The 18,854-nt window shown below is 63.4% G+C and carries 18 protein-coding genes; 11 read left to right on the top strand and 7 right to left on the bottom strand.

Features of this window, described 5'->3' with window-relative positions:
• The first annotated feature begins 33 nt into the window (after window positions 1-33).
• The 5 genes from ACOKS3_RS24815 to ACOKS3_RS24835 all read left to right on the top strand — a co-directional run bounded on the left by ACOKS3_RS24815 (window position 34) and on the right by ACOKS3_RS24835 (window position 5,556).
• Window positions 34-1,074 carry an agmatine deiminase family protein gene (locus ACOKS3_RS24815; protein ID WP_422763721.1) on the top strand — a complete coding sequence of 347 codons (1,041 nt, stop codon included), beginning with the start codon at window positions 34-36 and terminating at the stop codon, window positions 1,072-1,074.
• Window positions 1,071-1,967 carry an N-carbamoylputrescine amidase gene (gene aguB, locus ACOKS3_RS24820; protein ID WP_103449045.1) on the top strand — a complete coding sequence of 299 codons (897 nt, stop codon included), beginning with the start codon at window positions 1,071-1,073 and terminating at the stop codon, window positions 1,965-1,967. The genes ACOKS3_RS24815 and aguB overlap by 4 nt, the downstream gene beginning before the upstream one ends.
• 2 nt (window positions 1,968-1,969) lie before the next feature.
• A complete protein-coding gene (locus ACOKS3_RS24825) occupies window positions 1,970-3,055 on the top strand; it encodes an extracellular solute-binding protein (RefSeq protein ID WP_422763720.1) in 1,086 nt (361 codons plus the stop codon).
• A 3-nt stretch (window positions 3,056-3,058) separates the two neighbouring features.
• A complete protein-coding gene (locus ACOKS3_RS24830) occupies window positions 3,059-4,168 on the top strand; it encodes an agmatine deiminase family protein (protein ID WP_422763719.1) in 1,110 nt (369 codons plus the stop codon).
• A 209-nt stretch (window positions 4,169-4,377) separates the two neighbouring features.
• Window positions 4,378-5,556: an acetyl-CoA C-acetyltransferase gene (locus tag ACOKS3_RS24835; RefSeq protein ID WP_103449039.1), complete on the top strand. Its 1,179-nt coding sequence runs from the start codon at window positions 4,378-4,380 to the stop codon at window positions 5,554-5,556.
• On the opposite strand, the gene ACOKS3_RS24840 is transcribed toward ACOKS3_RS24835, so the two are convergent.
• Window positions 5,557-6,366, bottom strand: coding sequence for a 5-methyltetrahydropteroyltriglutamate--homocysteine methyltransferase (locus ACOKS3_RS24840; RefSeq protein ID WP_103449038.1), 810 nt, complete (start codon window positions 6,364-6,366; stop codon window positions 5,557-5,559).
• Between the two features lie 229 nt (window positions 6,367-6,595).
• Between ACOKS3_RS24840 and ACOKS3_RS24845 the strand changes: the two genes are divergently transcribed.
• On the top strand, window positions 6,596-8,083 hold the full coding sequence (locus ACOKS3_RS24845) for a methylenetetrahydrofolate reductase C-terminal domain-containing protein (RefSeq protein WP_422763718.1): 1,488 nt from the start codon (window positions 6,596-6,598) through the stop codon (window positions 8,081-8,083).
• Here ACOKS3_RS24845 and yjiA read toward each other — a convergent pair.
• The 3 genes from yjiA to ACOKS3_RS24860 all read right to left on the bottom strand — a co-directional run bounded on the left by yjiA (window position 8,043) and on the right by ACOKS3_RS24860 (window position 11,376).
• The gene (yjiA, locus tag ACOKS3_RS24850) at window positions 8,043-9,020 is read right to left on the bottom strand and encodes a GTPase (RefSeq protein ID WP_103449035.1); all 978 of its coding nucleotides are present in this window, start codon (window positions 9,018-9,020) and stop codon (window positions 8,043-8,045) included. The two genes, ACOKS3_RS24845 and yjiA, sit on opposite strands and share 41 nt — an antisense overlap.
• 78 nt (window positions 9,021-9,098) lie before the next feature.
• Complete coding sequence (locus tag ACOKS3_RS24855) at window positions 9,099-9,296, bottom strand: YbdD/YjiX family protein (protein WP_103449033.1); 198 nt, start codon at window positions 9,294-9,296, stop codon at window positions 9,099-9,101.
• Window positions 9,297-9,309: 13 nt separating this feature from the next.
• Entirely contained in the window at window positions 9,310-11,376 is a 2,067-nt protein-coding gene (locus ACOKS3_RS24860; RefSeq protein ID WP_027918411.1) for a carbon starvation CstA family protein, read from the bottom strand.
• A gap of 166 nt (window positions 11,377-11,542) precedes the next feature.
• Between ACOKS3_RS24860 and ACOKS3_RS24865 the strand changes: the two genes are divergently transcribed.
• Together ACOKS3_RS24865 and ACOKS3_RS24870 are read left to right on the top strand one after the other, a co-directional pair.
• A complete protein-coding gene (locus ACOKS3_RS24865) occupies window positions 11,543-11,908 on the top strand; it encodes a PilZ domain-containing protein (protein WP_422763717.1) in 366 nt (121 codons plus the stop codon).
• A gap of 260 nt (window positions 11,909-12,168) precedes the next feature.
• Window positions 12,169-13,686, top strand: coding sequence for a nucleobase:cation symporter-2 family protein (locus tag ACOKS3_RS24870; RefSeq protein WP_103449029.1), 1,518 nt, complete (start codon window positions 12,169-12,171; stop codon window positions 13,684-13,686).
• A gap of 61 nt (window positions 13,687-13,747) precedes the next feature.
• Here ACOKS3_RS24870 and radA read toward each other — a convergent pair whose 3' ends face one another.
• Window positions 13,748-15,115, bottom strand: a complete 1,368-nt coding sequence (radA, locus tag ACOKS3_RS24875; protein ID WP_060485566.1) for a DNA repair protein RadA — start codon at window positions 15,113-15,115, stop codon at window positions 13,748-13,750.
• A 176-nt stretch (window positions 15,116-15,291) separates the two neighbouring features.
• On the opposite strand from radA, the gene mscL reads away from it, so the two are divergent.
• On the top strand, window positions 15,292-15,711 hold the full coding sequence (gene mscL / locus ACOKS3_RS24880) for a large-conductance mechanosensitive channel protein MscL (protein WP_103449028.1): 420 nt from the start codon (window positions 15,292-15,294) through the stop codon (window positions 15,709-15,711).
• A gap of 32 nt (window positions 15,712-15,743) precedes the next feature.
• Here mscL and ACOKS3_RS24885 read toward each other — a convergent pair whose 3' ends face one another.
• Window positions 15,744-16,520, bottom strand: a complete 777-nt coding sequence (locus ACOKS3_RS24885; RefSeq protein WP_103449026.1) for a ferredoxin--NADP reductase — start codon at window positions 16,518-16,520, stop codon at window positions 15,744-15,746.
• Window positions 16,521-16,735: 215 nt separating this feature from the next.
• Here ACOKS3_RS24885 and ACOKS3_RS24890 point away from each other — a divergent pair, with 215 nt between their 5' ends.
• Complete coding sequence (locus tag ACOKS3_RS24890) at window positions 16,736-17,446, top strand: autoinducer binding domain-containing protein (protein ID WP_103449024.1); 711 nt, start codon at window positions 16,736-16,738, stop codon at window positions 17,444-17,446.
• An 88-nt stretch (window positions 17,447-17,534) separates the two neighbouring features.
• Window positions 17,535-18,659 carry a methyltransferase gene (locus tag ACOKS3_RS24895; RefSeq protein WP_422763716.1) on the top strand — a complete coding sequence of 375 codons (1,125 nt, stop codon included), beginning with the start codon at window positions 17,535-17,537 and terminating at the stop codon, window positions 18,657-18,659.
• Window positions 18,660-18,689: 30 nt separating this feature from the next.
• On the opposite strand, the gene ACOKS3_RS24900 is transcribed toward ACOKS3_RS24895, so the two are convergent.
• Complete coding sequence (locus ACOKS3_RS24900; RefSeq protein WP_103449019.1) at window positions 18,690-18,845, bottom strand: DUF2474 domain-containing protein; 156 nt, start codon at window positions 18,843-18,845, stop codon at window positions 18,690-18,692.
• Window positions 18,846-18,854 lie beyond the last annotated feature (9 nt).

The following is an 18,854-nucleotide window of genomic DNA, read 5'->3' on the forward strand; positions in this document are numbered from 1 at the left end:
TTGATAAAAATCCTTAATAGATCGGAGTTCACTATGCACCTGTCCCTCGGCAGCGGCTGGCGTATGCCCGCCGAATGGGCCCGCCACGCGGCGACCTGGATGGTCTGGCCACACAATCAGGCGCTGTGGGAAAGCGGTTGGCGCGTCAGCCTGGCCGATGTGCAGCGGGACTATGCCCGTGTAGCGCAAGCCATTGCCCGCTTCGAGCCGGTGAAGATGGTCGTCGACCCTTCTGCCCTGCAAAGCGCCCGCGCCCTGTGCGGCGCCAACATCGAACTGATCGAACTGGCCGTGGACGACAGCTGGTGCCGTGACAGCGGCCCAAGCTTCGTTTGCCACCCGCAGCATGGCCTGGCCGGGCTGAGCTGGCGCTTGAATGCCTGGGGCGGTAAATCGCAACACAGCCAGGACCGCAGCCTCGGCCGCCGTATCCTCGACCAGCTGGGCCTGGACGGCTTCAGCACCTTCCTGTGCAACGAAGGCGGCGCGATTCATGTCGACGGTGAAGGTACGCTGATCACCACCGAATCGGTGCTGCTCAACCCCAACCGCAACCCCGGTATCGACAAGGCTGAGTTCGAAGCCTGCTTCGCCCGCTACCTGGGCATCAGCAAGACCATCTGGCTGCCTGGCGACCCGCAGTACGTCACCGGCGACATGACCGACGGCCATGTCGATGGCGTCTGCGCCTTCGCCCGCCCAGGCGTACTGCTGGTCGATGCCACCCACGATCACGGCTCGGTCTACGCCGAAGTGGTCCGCGAAAACCGTCGCGCCCTGGAACTCGCCAGCGATGCTCAGGGCCGTCATTTCGAACTGCTCGACCTCTATGAAGCCAGCGCCGCAGTCGATCAGGACGCTGAAGTGTTCTGCGCTTCCTACACCAACTTCTACATCGCCAACGGCGCGATCATCATGCCGGCCTACGGCATCGCCGCCGACCAGGACGCCGCCGAGCAACTCGCCCACGCCTTCCCTGGCCGCGAAATCGTGCCGGTGCGTATCGATGCCATCGCCCACGGCGGCGGCGGCATCCATTGCATCACCCAGCAGCAGCCGCAGGTGCAGCCATGAGCCTGCTGCGCATCGCCACCACCCAGATGCCTTGCAGCTGGAACCTGCCCGACAACCTGGACCGCGCCGAGCAGCTGGTACGCCAGGCCGCCGCCGATGGCGCGCAGGTGATCCTGCTGCAAGAGCTGTTTGCCACGCCCTACTTCTGCATCGAGCAGGACCACAAGCACCAGGCACTGGCCGAACCCTACCCGAGCAGCCCGATCCTGCAACGTTTCGCGGCCCTGGCCGGCGAGCTGGGCGTGGTACTGCCGCTGAGCTGGTACGAGCGCGCCGGCAATGCATTCTTCAACTCGCTGACCGTAGCCGATGCCGATGGCCAGTTGCTAGGCGTCTACCGCAAGACCCACATCCCCAACGCCATCGGCTACCAGGAGAAGGAGTACTTCAGCCCCGGCGACACCGGTTTCAAAGTCTGGGACACCGCCTTTGGCTGCCTCGGCATCGGCATCTGCTGGGACCAGTGGTTCCCGGAAACTGCCCGCTGCCTGGCCCTGCTGGGCGCCGAGGTGCTGCTGTTCCCCACCGCCATCGGCTCCGAGCCCGGCTGCGCCGAGCTGGACTCGCGTGATCATTGGCAGGTCGCCATGCGCGGTCATGCCGCCGCCAACCTGGTGCCCGTGGTGGCCGCCAACCGCGTCGGCGTGGAAGTGGCCGATAGCGATGAATCACTGAGCATGCGCTTCTACGGCTCGTCGTTCATCTGCGACCACAAGGGCGCGATGCTCGCCGAAGCCGACCGCAACAGCAGCGGTATCTGGCTGCACGACCTGGACCTGGCACGCATGCGCGAAGACCGTCTGAGCTGGGGCATCTACCGCGACCGCCGCCCGGAAATGTACGCGCCGCTACTGACCCAGGACGGCAAGCACCCACACAGCCTGAGGGCCTGAGCATGAAACGCCACGTTATCGCCGCACTGGGCCTGGCCCTCTGCGCCAGCCAGGCCCAAGCCGACCAGCCCACCCTGCGCCTGTACAACTGGGCCGATTACTTCGCCGAAGACACCCTCAAGCAATTCACCGCCGAAACCGGTATCCAGGTGATCTACGACGTGATGGACGGCAGCGAGGTACTCGAAGCCAAGTTGATGTCCGGGCGCAGTGGCTACGACCTGGTGTTCCCCGGCGATACCGTGGCGGAACGCCTGATGCGTGCCGGCAGCCTGCAGCCACTGGACCACAGCCGCCTGGAAGCCCTCGACGATATCGAGCCCGGCCTGCGCAAGCTGCATGCGCAATACCCCAAGGCCAGCCAGGCGACCGTGCCCTACACCTGGGGCACCATCGGCCTGACCGCGAATGCCGAGAAAGTCCGCCAGCGCATGCCCGATGCCCCGCTGGACAACCTCGACCTGCTGTTCAAGCCGGAGCTTGCGGCCAAGTTCGCCGATTGCGGCATCTCGATCATTGACTCGCCCGATGAAGTGCTGGCCGTAGTGCTCCATTATCTGGGCCGCGAACCGCGTAGCGCCAAGCGTGAGGACCTGGCGGCCGCCAGCGAACTGCTCAAGGCGGTGCGCCCGTACATACGCAAGTTCCAGTCGCAACCGGTGACCGAGTTGGTCAACGAGAACCTGTGCCTGTCGCTGGGCTACAGCGGCGACGTGATCCAGTCCCAGCGCGCCGCCGACGCTGCCGACAAGCACCTCGACTTCCAGTACCGCGTACCGCGCCAGGGCACCACGGTGTGGATGGACACCATGGCCATCCCGGCAGATGCCCAGCACCCGGAATACGCCTATCGTTTCATCAACTTCGTCATGCGCCCGGCGAACATGGCTGCCATCAGCAACTTCACCGGCTACCCCACGGCCAGCGCCAAGGCGCGCCAGGCAGTTGACCCGCGCATGCGCGACAACCCCGACATCTACCTCGACGAAGCCACCTACGCCCGGCTGATTCCGGGCCGGGACATTCCACAGGCCGACATGCGAGCGCGCATGCGCGTGTGGACCCGTTTCAAGACTGCACAGGACTGACCCATGCACAGCCGTAGAACCATCCTGCAACTGTCACTGGTCACAGGCGTCGGTGCCGGACTTGGACTGCCGCTGGGCCTGGCCCGCGCTGAGGAACCCGGGCGCTGGTTCATGCCCGACGAAGGTGAACCACAGCAGCGCGCGTTCATCGCCTTCGGTGCCCAAAAGGCCATCTGGGAGGACTTCACCGCCGATGTGCAAGCCGCCTTGGGCCGTATCGCCCAGGCTATCGCCCGCTACCAGCCAGTGACTGTGTTCTGTCGCCCCGGCGAACGCGAACTGGCCGAGCGGCACTGCGCCAACCACAACACCCGCTTTGTCGAATGCAACCTGGACGACATCTGGATGCGCGACATCGGCGCCAACTTCGTCGTCGACGACGATGGCGCCCTCGCTGCGGTGGATTTCAACTTCAACGGCTGGGGCAACAAGCAACGCCACCAGAACGACGCGCAGCTGGCCAAGCGTATGGCCCCGCTGGCCGGCGCGCGTTACCAGCGCAGCGAACTGGTGGGCGAAGGCGGCGCCATCGAAGTGGACGGCCACGGCACCGGCATCATGACCCAGAGCAGCTGGATCAATGCCAACCGCAACCCGGACTGGGGCCAGGCCGACGTCGAGGCCGAGCTCAAGGCACGCCTGGGTTTGAGCAAGGTCATCTGGCTGCCGGGCATCGCTGGCGAAGACATCACCGACGGGCATGTGGACTTCTATGCCCGCTTCGTCCGCCCTGGGGTAGTGATCGCCAACCTGGACAATGACCCGGACTCCTATGACCACGCGGTGACCCGCAAGCACCTGGAGATACTCAAGAAAGCCACTGATGCCGAGGGCAGGCGCCTGCAGGTGCATGTGGTATCGCCGCCCCTGCGCGGGCGGCGCAACAGGTTCAGCCAAGGCAATGACGAATTTGCGGCGGGGTACATCAACTACTTCGTGATCAACGGCGCGATCATCGCACCGCAGTTCGGTGATGCGCAGGCCGATGAAAAAGCCCGGGCGCTGCTGGCCGTGTTGTACCCAGGGCGGGATATCGTGCAGCTGGATATCGATGCGATTGCGGCGGGTGGCGGGGGGATTCATTGTGTGACACATCAGTGCCCGCAGGTCTAAGCATGACGACAGATGTTTAGCGCCTTCGAGATCGAGCGCCGCGCGGGCGGCGCTCGATTTCACAGGCGCCTGAACCCTTGAGGCGAACACCCTGGCTCACAACTGATTGATTGGCTTTTCACATCAATCACAAAGAAAAACAAACTTAACAAATCAACCGAACCCGCCGATGCTGGCAGCACTACGCCCATTGCCCGGAGAACAACAACATGAACGACGTGGTCATCGTCGCCGCAACCCGCACCGCCATCGGCAGCTTCCAGGGTGCCCTGGCCAATGTGCCAGCCGTCGACCTTGGTGCAGCGGTGATCAAGCAGCTGCTGGAGCAGACCCGGCTGGACCCGGCCCAGGTCGATGAAGTGATCCTCGGCCAGGTGCTCACAGCCGGTGCCGGGCAGAACCCGGCGCGCCAGGCCGCGATCAAGGCCGGCCTGCCCTACAGTGTGCCGGCACTGACCCTGAACAAGGTCTGCGGTTCGGGCCTGAAGGCCCTGCACCTGGCGGCGCAGGCGATCCGTTGCGGTGACGCCGAGGTGGTGATCGCCGGCGGCCAGGAGAACATGAGCCTGGCCCCCTATGTGATGCCATCTGCCCGCACCGGCCAGCGCATGGGCCATGGCCAACTGATTGACAGCATGATCAGCGACGGCCTGTGGGATGCCTTCAACGACTACCACATGGGCATCACCGCCGAGAACCTGGTGGAAAAATACGGCCTGAGCCGTGAGCAGCAGGACGCCTTTGCCGCCGAGTCGCAGCGCAAGGCCGTGGCGGCGATCGAAGCGGGCCGCTTCAAGGACGAGATCACCCCGATCGTGATGCCGCAGAAAAAAGGTGAGCCGAAAGTCTTCGACCGTGATGAACAACCCCGCCCGGACACCACCGCCGAGTCGCTGGCCAAGCTGCGCCCTGCCTTCAAGAAGGACGGCAGCGTCACCGCCGGCAATGCCTCCAGCCTCAACGACGGCGCCGCCGCGGTGCTGCTGATGAGCGCCAGCAAAGCCAAGGCCCTGGGGCTGCCGGTGCTGGCGAAGATTGCCGGTTATGCCAGTGCCGGCGTGGACCCGGCGATCATGGGTATCGGCCCGGTGTCGGCGACCCAGCGTTGCCTGGACAAGGCGGGCTGGCAGCTGGCTGACCTTGACCTGATCGAAGCCAACGAGGCCTTTGCCGCGCAGGCACTGGCGGTGGGCAAGGCGCTGGAGTGGGATGCCAGCAAGGTCAACGTCAATGGCGGCGCGATTGCCCTGGGGCATCCGATCGGTGCTTCCGGGTGCCGCGTGCTGGTGACCTTGCTGCACGAAATGATCAAGCGTGATGCCAAGAAGGGGCTGGCCACCTTGTGCATTGGTGGTGGCCAGGGTGTCGCACTGGCGATCGAGCGTTGATCAGGCAGTCGCGCGCAACTCGCGGGCAGCCGCTTCGTTGACGGCCCTGGCCAGCAGCGCGGCTTCCTGGCACTTGTGCACGGCCTGCTCCACCGGGCTGTGCAGTAACGGGCAGGCTGTGGCCACCCACAGCCGATCGCCCAGACGGTCGTGGGCGTCGAGCAGCAGGTCCAGGGTATTTTCCAGGTTGCATGGCGAGGCGTTGCGGCCGTCGACCAGGCCGAGCGACAGCACCTTGTAGGCCGGTAGCCGGTCGAGGATGGTCTGGTACTGCTCGGGGGCCTGCACCAGGTCGACGTGCAAGCCATCGACCGGCAGGCTGACGGCCAGGCCGAGGTTGCCTTCCAGGCCACCCAAGTAGGTGGCGATCAGCTTCTTCAGCGGTGCACGCTGAAGGATGTTGTAGACACGTTCGAAAGCGTTTTTCCAATCCTGCGGCAGTTCCTGGGCCAGGATCGGCTCATCGATCTGCACCCATTCGGCCCCCAGGGCAGCCAGGCGGTTCAGGCCCAGGTCATACAGCGACAGCAGGTGTTCCAGCTCATCGAGGTCGGCGTTGCCATTGCTGGCCTGCCACAGATAGGTCAAAGGGCCGATCACCACCGGTTTGACTGCATGGCCCAAAGCCTTGGCTTCGGTCACTTCGTCGAACAGTTGCTCCCAGCATTGGGCAAACGGCTGGTCGGACCAGGCGAAATCGCCAACTGGCAGCAGCTCGATGCCGGCGTCTTTCTGCACTTGCCAATGGCGGGCACGCAGCTCGCGATCACTGCCAAAGCGTGGAAAGCCCAGGTTGTGTGCCAGTGCCATGTCTTGTCCCTCAGAGTTCTGAAAATGAGTACCGAAATGAATGAGGGAATTTTCCGGCCGGCGAGCCCCTGAGACAAACTCATTAAATTTGAGATGAACTCAAGAATTGCTCATGATGCCCACGAACCTGAATGTCTTGTTCAGAGCAGCAGCCTACGTATTCAGACATGAGCCCAACCGATCAACTGCCGCACAATGCAAACCTGAATACGCCAGGTGCCCTCGAGCCATGAGCCTGCTGAAAGCCGCGCTGCGCGAAAAACACTTCGTCTGCGTCATGGAATTCGTCCCCAAGCCCTCGGCGGAACGCTTCGCCGCGATGGAGGCGATCATGGCCCGCGGGCAGCTGTGCGGCTGGCCCATGACCGTCGCCATCGGCGACCGCGTGGGCAGCCCGCTGGACATGTCGCCACTGGACGCCCTCGCCTCGTTCAGCACCCCGCTCCCCGCCCTGCCGCACTTCTCCGGCAAGGACCGCGAGCGCCATCATCTCTTGGCTCAGCTGCAGCGCATGGACGCCGCCGGCCTCGATCAGTTGCTGCTGCTCACCGGCGATCGCCTGCCCGGCCACCAACCCGGAGAACGCCCGGTGCGCTACCTGGAGTCGGTCGCAGCCTTGCTGATTGCCCGCCAGGCCTGCCCGCACTGGTTGCTCGGCGCGGCACTGAACCCGTTCAAGTACCACGAAGAAGAAGGCGGAGCGCAATACTTCAAAGCCGAGAAAAAGCTCGCCGCTGGCGCAGACTTCCTTACCTTGCAACTGGGCTTCGATGCCAGCAAGCACCAGGAAGCCATCCACTGGATGAAGCGCCAGGCCGCACCGAAACCGATGCTGGCCTGCCTGATGAGCCTGACCCACGGCCGCGCGACGATGCTCGAACATGTGGCGGGCGTGACCGTCACCCCTTCGATGCACGAGCTGCTCGAAGCCGAAAGCAAGGTGTCCAAGGCCTTCGCCCAAGCGCGCAGCGTCGATCGCCTGGCCTTGCAGATCATCGGTGTGAAGCTGATGGGGTATGCAGGCGTGCACCTGTCGGGGATTCACGAACTCAAGCAGCTGCTGGCACTGGAAGAGCGCTTGGAACACTGGCAGGCGCGGATCCATTCGCTGGAGCACTGGGCGCCCGCCTGGGCCGACTGCTGGCAGATGCGTGGCCTGCCCATCGTGGCGTTCCATCCGCCACAGGGCAACTGGCGCAAAGGTGAATCGACCGTCAGCGCCTCAGGCAAGGAGAAAGTCCGTTATCACCTGCTGCACGGCGCCCATTCGCTGCTGTTCAGCCGCACCAACTGGCTCAGCAAAGCGTTCGGTTGGGCCGTGCGCCAGCCACTGTGGGCAACCAAGCGTGGGGCCCGGGTGCTCCACGGGCTGGAACGGGCGGTCAAACGCCCGTTGATTGGCTGCGACACCTGCGGCCGCTGCCGCCTGGAAGACACCCTCTACACCTGCCCGGAAACCTGCCCCAAGGGGCTGGCCAACGGCCCTTGTGGTGGCACGGCGCTGAACCGCTGCGAGTTTGGCGACCGCGAGTGCATCCACAGCGTCAAGTACCGCACCGCCAAGGCCGTGCGGCAAACCGCCGTGCTCGCTGAGCGACTGATCCCGTGCGTCGAGGTCGAGACACGCCACCGCAGCTCCTGGCCGCAGTGGTTCGAGGCTCAGCCTCCGCGCCAGCTCAGCCCGCAGCCAGCGCCTCGAACCCAGCCCGAATCTTAGCCTCGGGCAGCTCATCGGCGATGAACACCATCACGCTCTCGCGGTTCTCGTCTGCTGCCCATTCGGCATCCCAGTCGAAGCCGTAGAGCTTGAGCACACCCTGAAACACCAGGCGACGGTCTTCGCCGGCGATGTTCAACACGCCCTTGTAGCGCAGCAACTGCTTGCCGTGCTCTTCCAGCAGTTCATTCATGAAATCGCTGAGGCGGTCGATGTCCAGTGCCGTCTCGGTGCGTAGCACCAAGGTGGAAATCCGGTCCGGTGTAGCCGGCTTGAGCACCGGGCGCAGGCTTGGCTTGAGGTTGGCACCCAGGTCCGGGTTCAGGTTGAAACCGCGCACATCGAGCAGCTCTGCGAGGTCGATGCGGCCATGCTCGACCACACGGATGGCTGCGCGGCCATTGATCCGCGCCAAGCGCTCGCGCAGGGCCTCCACCGCAGCGGGTTCGACCAGGTCGGTCTTGCTCAGCAGCAGGCGATCGGCAAAACCGACCTGGGCCTGGGCGATGGTCTGGGTCAGGTGCACCTCGGCGTGGGCAGCATCGACGAGGGTGATGATGCCGTCGAGGATGTAGCGATCACGTAGTTCCTCATCGATGAAAAAGGTCTGCGCCACTGGTGCCGGGTCGGCCAGGCCGGTGCATTCGATCACCAGGCGGTCGAAGGTGATCTCGCCAGCGTCCAGGCGTTCGAGCAGCAGGTACAGGGCGCGGGTCAGGTCGCCATGGATGCTGCAGCACACGCAGCCGTTGGCCAGGGTCATGACCTGTACCGGCTCGTCGCCAAGCAGCTGGCTGTCGATGCCGGCCTCGCTGAACTCGTTCTCGATCACGGCGATCTTCAGGCCGTGTTCGGCCTTGAGCATGTGCTTGAGCAGGGTGGTCTTGCCGGCACCGAGGAAGCCGGTGAGGACCGTAACGGGAATGGGCGTCTGCACGCAAAAATCTCCTGAAGCTGAAAATGATTGTGGGAGGCCGGTTGCCCGGCCTCCCACAGGTTCACGCACGTTGCAGGTTCAACAGCACTTGGGCCCGGACTTGCCACCGTAACGTGCTTCCTGACGTTCGCGGAAGAACGCCTCGTACGTCATCACCGGCTGGTCCGGGTGCTTGTTGCGCATGTGCTCGACGTAGTTGTCGTAGTCGGGCATGCCGACCATCAGGCGGGCTGCCTGCCCCAGGTATTTACCCAGTCGACCCAGGTCGTTGAACATCACTGCAGTCCTCTCAAGCGTCAGGCAGGGCCTGGAACGGGGTTTCCTTGTCGGTGCGTTCTTTGCGGCCGAGGGCGGCGTAGCCGACCTTGAGGGCGAAGAACAGCACACTGAACACCACCAGCAGGAACAGAATGGTCAGGCCGGCGTTGGTGTAGGCGTTGAAGATCACGTGCTGCATCTGGTTGATGTCCTTGGCCGGGGCCAAGACCTGACCGGCATCCAGCGCGGTGCTGTACTTCTTGGCCAGGGCCAGGAAGCCGACGGCCGGGTTCGGGTCGAACAGCTTGATCAGGCCCGCCGCAGTGGTGCAGATCAGCAGCCAGGCAGCCGGCAGCAGGGTGACCCAGATGTAGCGCTCGCGCTTCATCTTGATCAGTACCACGGTGCCGAGCATCAGGGCGATACCGGCCAGCATCTGGTTGGAGATACCGAACAGCGGCCACAGAGTGTTGATGCCACCCAGTGGGTCGATCACGCCCTGGTATAGCAGGTAGCCCCACAGCGCAACGCAACCGGCGGTGCCGATCAGGTTGGCAGTCCACGACTCGGTGCGCTTGAGCGCCGGCACGAAGCTGCCCAGCAGGTCTTGCAGCATGAAGCGGCCGGCACGGGTACCGGCGTCCACCGCGGTGAGGATGAACAGCGCCTCGAACAGGATCGCGAAGTGGTACCAGAAGGCCATGGTGTTTTCACCCGGCAGCACTTGGTGCAGGATCTGCGCGATACCCACGGCCAGGGTCGGTGCACCACCGGCACGGGCGAGAACGGTGTGCTCGCCGATGTCACGGGCCACCGCTTCGAGCTGCTCAGGGGTGATCATGAAGCCCCAGCTGCTGACCGTTTGCGCCACCGAAGCCACGTCGGCGCCAACCACCGCGGCCGGGCTGTTCATGGCGAAGTACACGCCCGGCTCGATCACCGAGGCGGCAACCATGGCCATGATGGCGACGAACGACTCCATCAGCATGCCGCCGTAGCCGATGTAACGGGCGTTGGCTTCGTTGTCCAGCAGCTTCGGCGTGGTCCCCGAGGAAATCAGCGCATGGAAGCCGGATACCGCGCCGCAGGCGATGGTGATGAACAGGAACGGGAACAGTGTGCCCTTCCACACCGGGCCGGTGCCGTCGGTGAACTGGGTCAGCGCTGGCATTTTCAGCTCGGGCATGGTCACCAGGATGCCGATGGCCAGGGCGATGATGGTACCGATCTTGAGGAAGGTCGACAGGTAGTCACGCGGCGCCAGTACCAGCCAGACCGGCAACACGGCAGCGACGAAGCCGTAGCCGACCAGCATCCAGGTGATCTGCACGCCAGTGAAGGTGAACGCCGGGCCCCAGACCGGATCGGCTGCAATCTGGCCCCCCAGCCAGATCGACGCCAGCAGCAGTACCACGCCGACCACCGAGATCTCGCCAATGCGGCCCGGGCGGATGTAGCGCATGTAGATGCCCATGAACATCGCGATCGGGATGGTCGCCATTACCGTGAACATGCCCCATGGGCTCTCGGCCAGGGCCTTGACCACGATCAGCGCCAGCACCGCGAGGATGATGATCATGATCAGGAAGCAGCCGAACAGGGCGATGGTCCCCGGGATGCGGCCCATCTCCTCGCGCACCATGTCGCCCAGCGAGCGGCCGTTGCGACGGGTGGAGAGGAACAGGACCATGAAGTCCTGCACCGCACCGGCCAGCACCACGCCGGCAATCAGCCACAGCGTGCCGGGCAGGTAGCCCATTTGCGCGGCGAGTACCGGGCCGACCAGGGGGCCGGCGCCAGCAATGGCGGCGAAGTGGTGACCGAAGAGAATGTGTTTGTTGGTTGGAACGTAATCCAGACCGTCGTTGTTGAGCACCGCCGGGGTGGCTCGGCGAGGGTCGAGTTGCATCACCTTGGTGGCGATGAACAGGCTGTAGTAACGGTAGGCGACCAGGTAGATGGCCACCGCAGCGACCACGATCCACAAGGCATTGATCGCCTCGCCGCGACGCAGGGCGACGACACCCAGCGCGCAGGCTCCTATGACTGCCAGCGCCAGCCACGGAATGTGGCGTAGCAGGCTATTATTGTTGTTCATGGTTTGCTTCCAGCTGGTGGATTGGAAAAGACCGCCCATCGAGTCTAGGGCGTGTCATCGCGCATTGCCACACTTGCTTTGGTCTAGAGCCTCTGCGGCCAGATTGCGGTACCTGATGCACATATCCAACTAACTATAGTCAGGATGTCACCCGAGGACCTACCCCATGAGCGATCACGACGAACGCCGCCGCTTCCAGCGCATCGATTTCGATGCCCCCACCGAGCTGCGTCAGGGCGACCGCCGCTGGCCGGTAAAACTGCTGGATGTGTCGCTTAAGGGCATGCTGGTCAAATGCCCCGAACCCTGGGACGCCGACCTGACCCAGGACTTCGATGCGGTCATCCACCTGAACCCCGAGGTGCGGGTACAAATGCAGGTGGAACTGCGCCATGAGGAGCCCACCCGCCTGGGCTTCGTCTGCCTGTACATCGACGTCGACTCAATGAGCCATTTGCACCGTCTTGTGGAATTGAACCTGGCCGATGGCACCGAAATGATGCGCGAGCTGCGCGAACTCATCGAAGAATAGAATCTGTTAGTTGGCTAACAGCCTTCCCACCTTCTGTTTCTTGGCTACCCAGACAGCTTTCTGCCTGGGTAGCGCCGCTTTGTACACACCCCTCTAACACCGCATTCAATAACTTGGTACGCGTTCTGCATTGAGGTCTTGCACATATCGCAAGGCCTGCTGTACGCGTTCCGATCAAAAACTTGTATACAATTTATGTAGCAATCATTTGTAGGAAATGTCTACAGTAGTGCCACAACAATAAACAGAGAGCCTGCTCCATGACTACGTCCCCTAGCACGTCTCCCGCCCAGCGCCCCGAGGACGAAAACCTCGGGCTGGGTGCCAACCTGGCCTATGGTCTACAGCATGTGCTGACCATGTATGGCGGGATCGTCGCGGTACCCCTGATCCTGGGTCAGGCAGCCGGCCTCAACGGTGCCGAAATCGGCATGCTGATTGCCGCGTCGCTGTTTGCCGGTGGCCTGGCGACCTTGCTGCAGACGCTGGGCATCCCGTTCTTCGGTTGCCAGTTGCCGCTGGTGCAGGGCGTATCGTTCGCCGGCGTGGCGACCATGGGCGCCATCCTCAGCAGTGAGGGCGGGGGCGGCCTGCCGGGCGTGCTCGGCGCGGTCATGGCAGCGTCGGTGATCGGTTTCCTGATCACCCCGGTGTTCTCGCGCATTACCAAGTTCTTCCCGCCGCTGGTGACCGGCATCGTCATCACCACCATCGGCCTGACCCTGATGCCAGTCGCCGCGCGCTGGGTGATGGGCGGCAACAGCGCTTCGCCGGAGTTCGGCAGCGTGGCCAATATCGGCCTGGCTGCACTGACCTTCGCCATCGTCCTGGTGCTGAGCAAACTCGGTAGCGCAACCATTTCGCGGTTGTCGATCCTGCTGGCCATGGTGATCGGCACGCTGATCGCCTGGGCGCTGGGCATGACCGACTTCAGCAAGGTCAGCCAAGGCCCGATGTTCGCCTTCCCCGCCCCGTTCCACTTCGGCATGCCGGAGTTCCACATCGCCGCGATCCTGTCGATGTGCATCGTGATCATGGTGACCCTGGTGGAAACCTCGGCCGACATCCTCGCCGTGGGTGAGATCATCGACACCAAGGTCGACTCCAAACGCCTGGGCAACGGCCTGCGTGCCGACATGGCGTCGAGCATCCTGGCGCCGATCTTCGGCTCGTTCACCCAGAGCGCCTTCGCCCAGAACGTCGGCCTGGTGGCCGTGACCGGGGTCAAGAGCCGCTACGTGGTGGCCACCGGTGGCGTGATCCTGGTGGTGCTCGGCTTGCTGCCGGTGATGGGCCGGGTAATTGCCGCAGTACCGACCCCAGTACTGGGTGGCGCGGGCATCGTGCTGTTCGGCACCGTGGCCGCCAGCGGTATCCGTACCCTGTCGAAGGTCAACTACAAGAACAACGTCAACCTGATCATCGTCGCTGCTTCGCTGGGCTTCGGCATGATTCCGATCGCCGCGCCGACCTTCTACCACAACTTCCCGAACTGGTTCGAGACCATCTTCCACTCGGGCATCAGCTCGGCGGCAATCATGGCCATCCTGCTGAACCTGCTGTTCAACCACTTCAAGACGGGCAACTCGGAGAACCAGTCGGTGTTCGCCGCAGCCTACGAACGCACCATCCAGTACTCGGACATCTCGTGCCTGCGTGATGGCGACTTCTTCAAGGATGGCAAGCTGTTCGATGCCGAGGGCAACGAAGTGCCGGTGATGGAGCTGGACGAGCATGGCAACCAGGCGCCCAGGCGCAGTGCGGTGGCCGAACATTGACCGCTGACTGAGCGGTGACGTGGGGGGAGCCGATGCGCATCGTCGGCTCCCCCTTTTTCGTTTATTCGAACAAGGCATCCAACGCCTGTTCAAGCCGGGTCACGGCAATCACCTGCAACCCCGCAGGCGGCTCCTTCGGCGCATTGCCCTTGGGCACAATGGCGCGTTTGAAGCCATGCTTGGCCGCCTCTTTCAGGCGCTCCTGGCCGCTGGGCACTGGCCGCACCTCGCCCGACAAGCCAATTTCGCCAAACACCAGCAACCCATGGGCCAACGGCCGGTTGCGCAGGCTGGACATCACCGCTGCCAGCAACGCCAGGTCCGAAGCCGTCTCCAATACCTTCACCCCGCCGACCACGTTGAGGAACACGTCCTGGTCATGGGTGGGAATGCCACCATGTCGGTGCAGTACCGCCAGCAACATGGCCAGGCGGTTCTGATCCAGGCCCAGGGTGACCCGTCGCGGGTTGGCCAGGTGGCTGTCATCGACCAGCGCCTGCACCTCGACCAGCATGGGCCGGGTGCCTTCCCAAGTGGCCATGACCACACTGCCAGGCACTTCTTCCTGGGTGCGGTTGAGGAAGATTGCCGAGGGGTTGGACACCTCTTTCAAGCCACGGTCGGTCATGCCGAACACGCCCAGTTCGTTGACCGCGCCGAACCGGTTCTTCACCGCCCGCAGCAAGCGCAGGCGGCCGTCGGACTCGCCCTCGAAGTACAGCACGGTGTCGACCATGTGCTCCAGCACCCGCGGCCCGGCCAGCGAGCCTTCCTTGGTGACGTGGCCGACCAGGAAGATCGCCGTACCACTCTGCTTGGCATAACGCACCAGCAGCGCGGTGCTCTCGCGCACCTGGGCCACGCCACCAGGGGCGGACTGCAACTGCTCGGTGAAGATGGTCTGGATCGAGTCGATCACCATGACCCGGGGTTTTTCCACCCGCGCGGTGGCAATGATGGTTTCGATGCAAGTCTCGGTCATCACCTTGAGCTGGTCCTGGGGCAGGCCCAGGCGCCGCGAGCGCATGGCCACCTGCTGCTGCGACTCTTCACCGGTGACGTACAACGCGGGCAAGCCCACCGCGATGTTGCACAGGGTCTGCAGCAGGATGGTCGACTTGCCGATCCCTGGGTCACCACCGATCAGCACCACCGAGCCATCGACCAGGCCACCGCCGAGCACGCGGTCGAGTTCGGTGCTGCTGGTGGTGAAGCGCGGAATTTCTTCGACGCTGACTTCGGCCAGGGTCTTGATCTGCGCCTGCTGCCCGGTCCAGCCGGCGCGGCCGCTTGGGGCCGCCGCCCCGCCGCTTTCGATCATGGTCTCGACCAGGGTGTTCCAGGCCCCACAGTCGGCACATTGGCCAGCCCACTTGGGGAAGGTCGCGCCGCACTCGGTGCAGCCATATAAACGCTTGGCCTTGGCCATGGGCAGGGTCTCCTGGAAAAAACCGCCATGATAGCCGAGGCCGATGTGTCTCGAACGCGTCGGGATGCGACAAAACTATTCGTTCTAACCGCAGTCACTACCCCTGAAGCCAACGCATGAAGCGTTTTAGTGGCTTACACTGCGTTAACCTCACCATTTGTTACAAGGAACCAAACATGGGCATGATCAGTGAGTTCAAGGCCTTCGCGGTCAAAGGCAATGTCGTCGACATGGCGGTCGGTATCATCATCGGCGCAGCCTTCGGCAAGATCGTCTCGTCCTTCGTCGGTGACGTGGTCATGCCACCACTGGGTCTGCTGATCGGCGGTGTCGACTTCAGCGACCTGGCAATCACCCTGAAGGCTGCCGAGGGTGATGTGCCCGCAGTGGTGCTGGCCTACGGCAAGTTCATACAGACCGTGATCGACTTCGTCATCGTCGCCTTCGCCATCTTCATGGGCGTGAAGGCAATCAACCGCCTCAAGCGCGAAGAAGCCGTGGCACCGACTGCTCCGCCAGTCCCCACTCCGCAGGAAACCCTGCTCACCGAGATCCGCGACCTGCTCAAGGCGCAGAACCAGAATCGGTTGCCCTGAAATGGCTGGGGCCGCATCGTGGCCCCTTTGCATTACCAGTAGTTTTCCACCGCCACCTGCCCCGGCCGCTTGCTAAGGCTCAGTTGCAGGTCACGCGCCTTGAGCACCTTGCGTGTCTCGTCGATCATCTCGGGGTTGCCGCAGAGCATGATCCGCGAATGCTCGGGCGACAACTCCAGCCCCGCCGCCTTTTCCAGCTCGCCATTCTCGATCAGCGTGGTGATACGCGCATTCAATGCCCCTGGGTGCTGCTCACGAGTGACGACCGGAATGAACTGCAGCTTGCCAGCGAACTCGGCCAGGTAATCCCGCTGCTCCAGCCCGGCGATGTCGTCTACATACGCCAGCTCTTTCGCCTCGCGAACCGAGTACACCAGCTTGATGTTGTCGAACCGCTCCCAGGCCTCGAAGTCCTGCAGGATCGACATGAAAGGCGCAATGCCAGTACCGGTTGCCAGCAACCACAGGTCGCGGCCGCCGATGAAGCGGTCGAGGGTCAGGTAGCCGAACGCCTGACGGTCGATCAACAGGCTATCGCCCTCGCCCAGGCGGCTGAGCTCGCTGGTGAATTCGCCCCCCGGAACCACGATTGAAAAGAAGTCGAGGTATTCATCATGGGGAGCGCTGACCATCGAATAGGCACGCCAGACCACACTGCCATCGGCCTTGGTCACGCCCAGCCGGGCAAACTGGCCGGCCCGGAAGCGAAACCCTGGATCACGCGTAACCCGCAGGCTGAACAGGTTCGGCGTCAGCGGCTGGACGTCGAGCAGGGTCTGGCGGGTAAACTTGTCGGCACTGGCGGTCATGACGGGCTCCGTGTATGGCGTGCGCCCAGTGTCGCGCAAAGCGGCCTGGATAAAAACCGCCGGAAAGTAAGGGCACAACCCGGCGGCGGTGTCGGGCTACATGAAAAATGCGGCCTCTATAACAAAAAATCCCAACATGAATGCCGGTCTTTTCCTACAATCTTTCCGGTATGCAAACGGATTGGAATCCACCACATCCCAGGGAGTGTGACCAGATGCTTCAGTGGAATCATGAGCATCTCCATCAGCTGATAAGCGAAAGCACGCCGCAAAAGGTTTTTGATCTGGCCGTGCACCTGGCGCAAGACCTCGACATGGTGTTCCTGGGGCTGAAAGTCCGCATTCAACTGGCAGCCCAATCGCCACGGCAGTTCCTATACAGCAACTATCCTGTCGCGTGGATCGAGCGCTACCAGCGCGACGACTTCTACAAACGGGACGCAGCGGCGACTCGCAGCCATACCTCGACCTTGCCGGTATTGTGGACCGATGACCTGTACCGCGAAGTACCCGACTTCCGCGAGCAGGCTTGCGCACACGGGCTTCGCCATGGCTGGACGCAGTCCTTGCATGACCTTCAGCATAATGAGAGCCAAGTCAGCATTTGCAGGCCAAGCAAAGATGTGAGCATCGCCGAGCTTTACGACAAATCCTGCAAGGTGCAATGGCTGTGCCACACCCTGCACGCGATCATCAGCGAATATCATCTGGACAAGCTCAGCACACCGTTGAAAATGAGCGAGCGCGAAATCGAAGTGCTCAAGTGGTCGGCCGCCGGCAAGACCGCCGCCGACGTTGCCTGCATCCTGACGCTGTCGCAAAGCACGGTGAACTTCCACATTCGCAGTGTGATCACCAAGACCAACGCCGCCAACAAGGCTGGTGCCATCGCCATCGCCATGATGCGCGGCCTGATCGAACAGTAGCCTGCGGCCTCGGGCAAAGCCCTGTAGAATCGCGTACCAAAGCTCGCGGCGAACCGCCACGGGCAGATTCGTACCCGAGCCAGACGCCATGCCCCTGTTGACCACCCCCTACGCCGAACTCGACCTGATCCGCCAGCCGGACCAGGCCAACGACCCGCTGCAAGCCTTCGATGCCGCCGATGAATACCTGCTCGAACAGCTGCATGGGCACGGCCTTGACGCCGGCAGCCGGGTACTGGTGCTCAACGACAGCTTCGGCGCCCTGGCAGCCAGCCTCGCCGATCATCTGCAGGTAGTCAGCAGCGGCGACTCGCACCTGGCGCACATGGCGCTGGAGAAAAACCTGGCGCGTAATGGCAAGGCGTTCGACAGCGTGCCCTTCGTGCCGGCCAGCGAGCACTGGCAGGGCCCGTTTGACCGCGTGCTGGTGCGCGTGCCGAAGACCCTGGCGCTGCTCGAAGAACAACTGATCCGCCTGCAAGGCCACCTGGCACCCGGCGCCCAGGTGATTGCAGGTGCCATGATCAAGCACCTGCCGCGCGCGGCCGGTGACCTGATGGAAAAGTACATCGGCCCGGTGCAAGCTTCGCTGGCACAGAAAAAGGCCCGTTTGCTGACCGCCACGGTTGCCGACCGCCCTGCCGCCCGATCGCCCTACCCGACCCGCTACCAGCTCGACACGCCGGTGCTGGACTTGGTCAACCATGCCAATGTGTTCTGCCGCGAGGGCCTGGATATCGGCACTCGTGCCTTCCTGCCCCACTTGCCCCGCAACCTGGGCAACGCCCGAGTAGCCGACCTGGGCTGCGGTAACGGCGTGCTGGCCATTGCCAGCGCGCTGGCCAACCCGGACGCGCACTTCACCCTGGTCGATGAATCGTACATGGCGGTGCAGTCGGCGCAGGAGAACTGGCAAGCGGCTCTGGGTGAGCGGCCGGTAACAGTCTTGCCGGGAGACGGCCTGGCCGGGGTGGAAAAGCAGTCGCTGGATGTGGTGCTGTGCAATCCACCGTTCCACCAGCAGCAGGTGGTGGGTGACTTCCTCGCCTGGCGCATGTTCCAGCAGGCGCGCGAGGCGCTGGTAGTGGGCGGAGCGCTCTGCATCGTCGGCAACCGTCATCTGGGCTATCACAGCAAGCTGGCGCGGTTGTTCCGTGGCGTAGAGCAGGTAGCTGCAACCCCGAAATTTGTGATCCTCAAGGCTCGTAAATAAAGGCAGGGGGCGCCAGGCGCCCCCTTTCACTCAATGGGTGGTCAGGCCAGCGGCCCCCATGAACAGGCGCATCACCCAGGCCGCCATGCCCAGGGCCGCCACGCTCATCGCCCAGATCAGCACCAGCCAACCCAGCCGCTGCCACAGCGGTTTCTTCTCTTCCAGGCCATGTTTACCGGTCATCATGTGGCCCTC

The sequence above is a fragment of the Pseudomonas sp. HS6-2 genome, from assembly GCF_049325675.2.
In the GTDB taxonomy this organism is placed as follows: domain Bacteria; phylum Pseudomonadota; class Gammaproteobacteria; order Pseudomonadales; family Pseudomonadaceae; genus Aquipseudomonas; species Aquipseudomonas putida_N.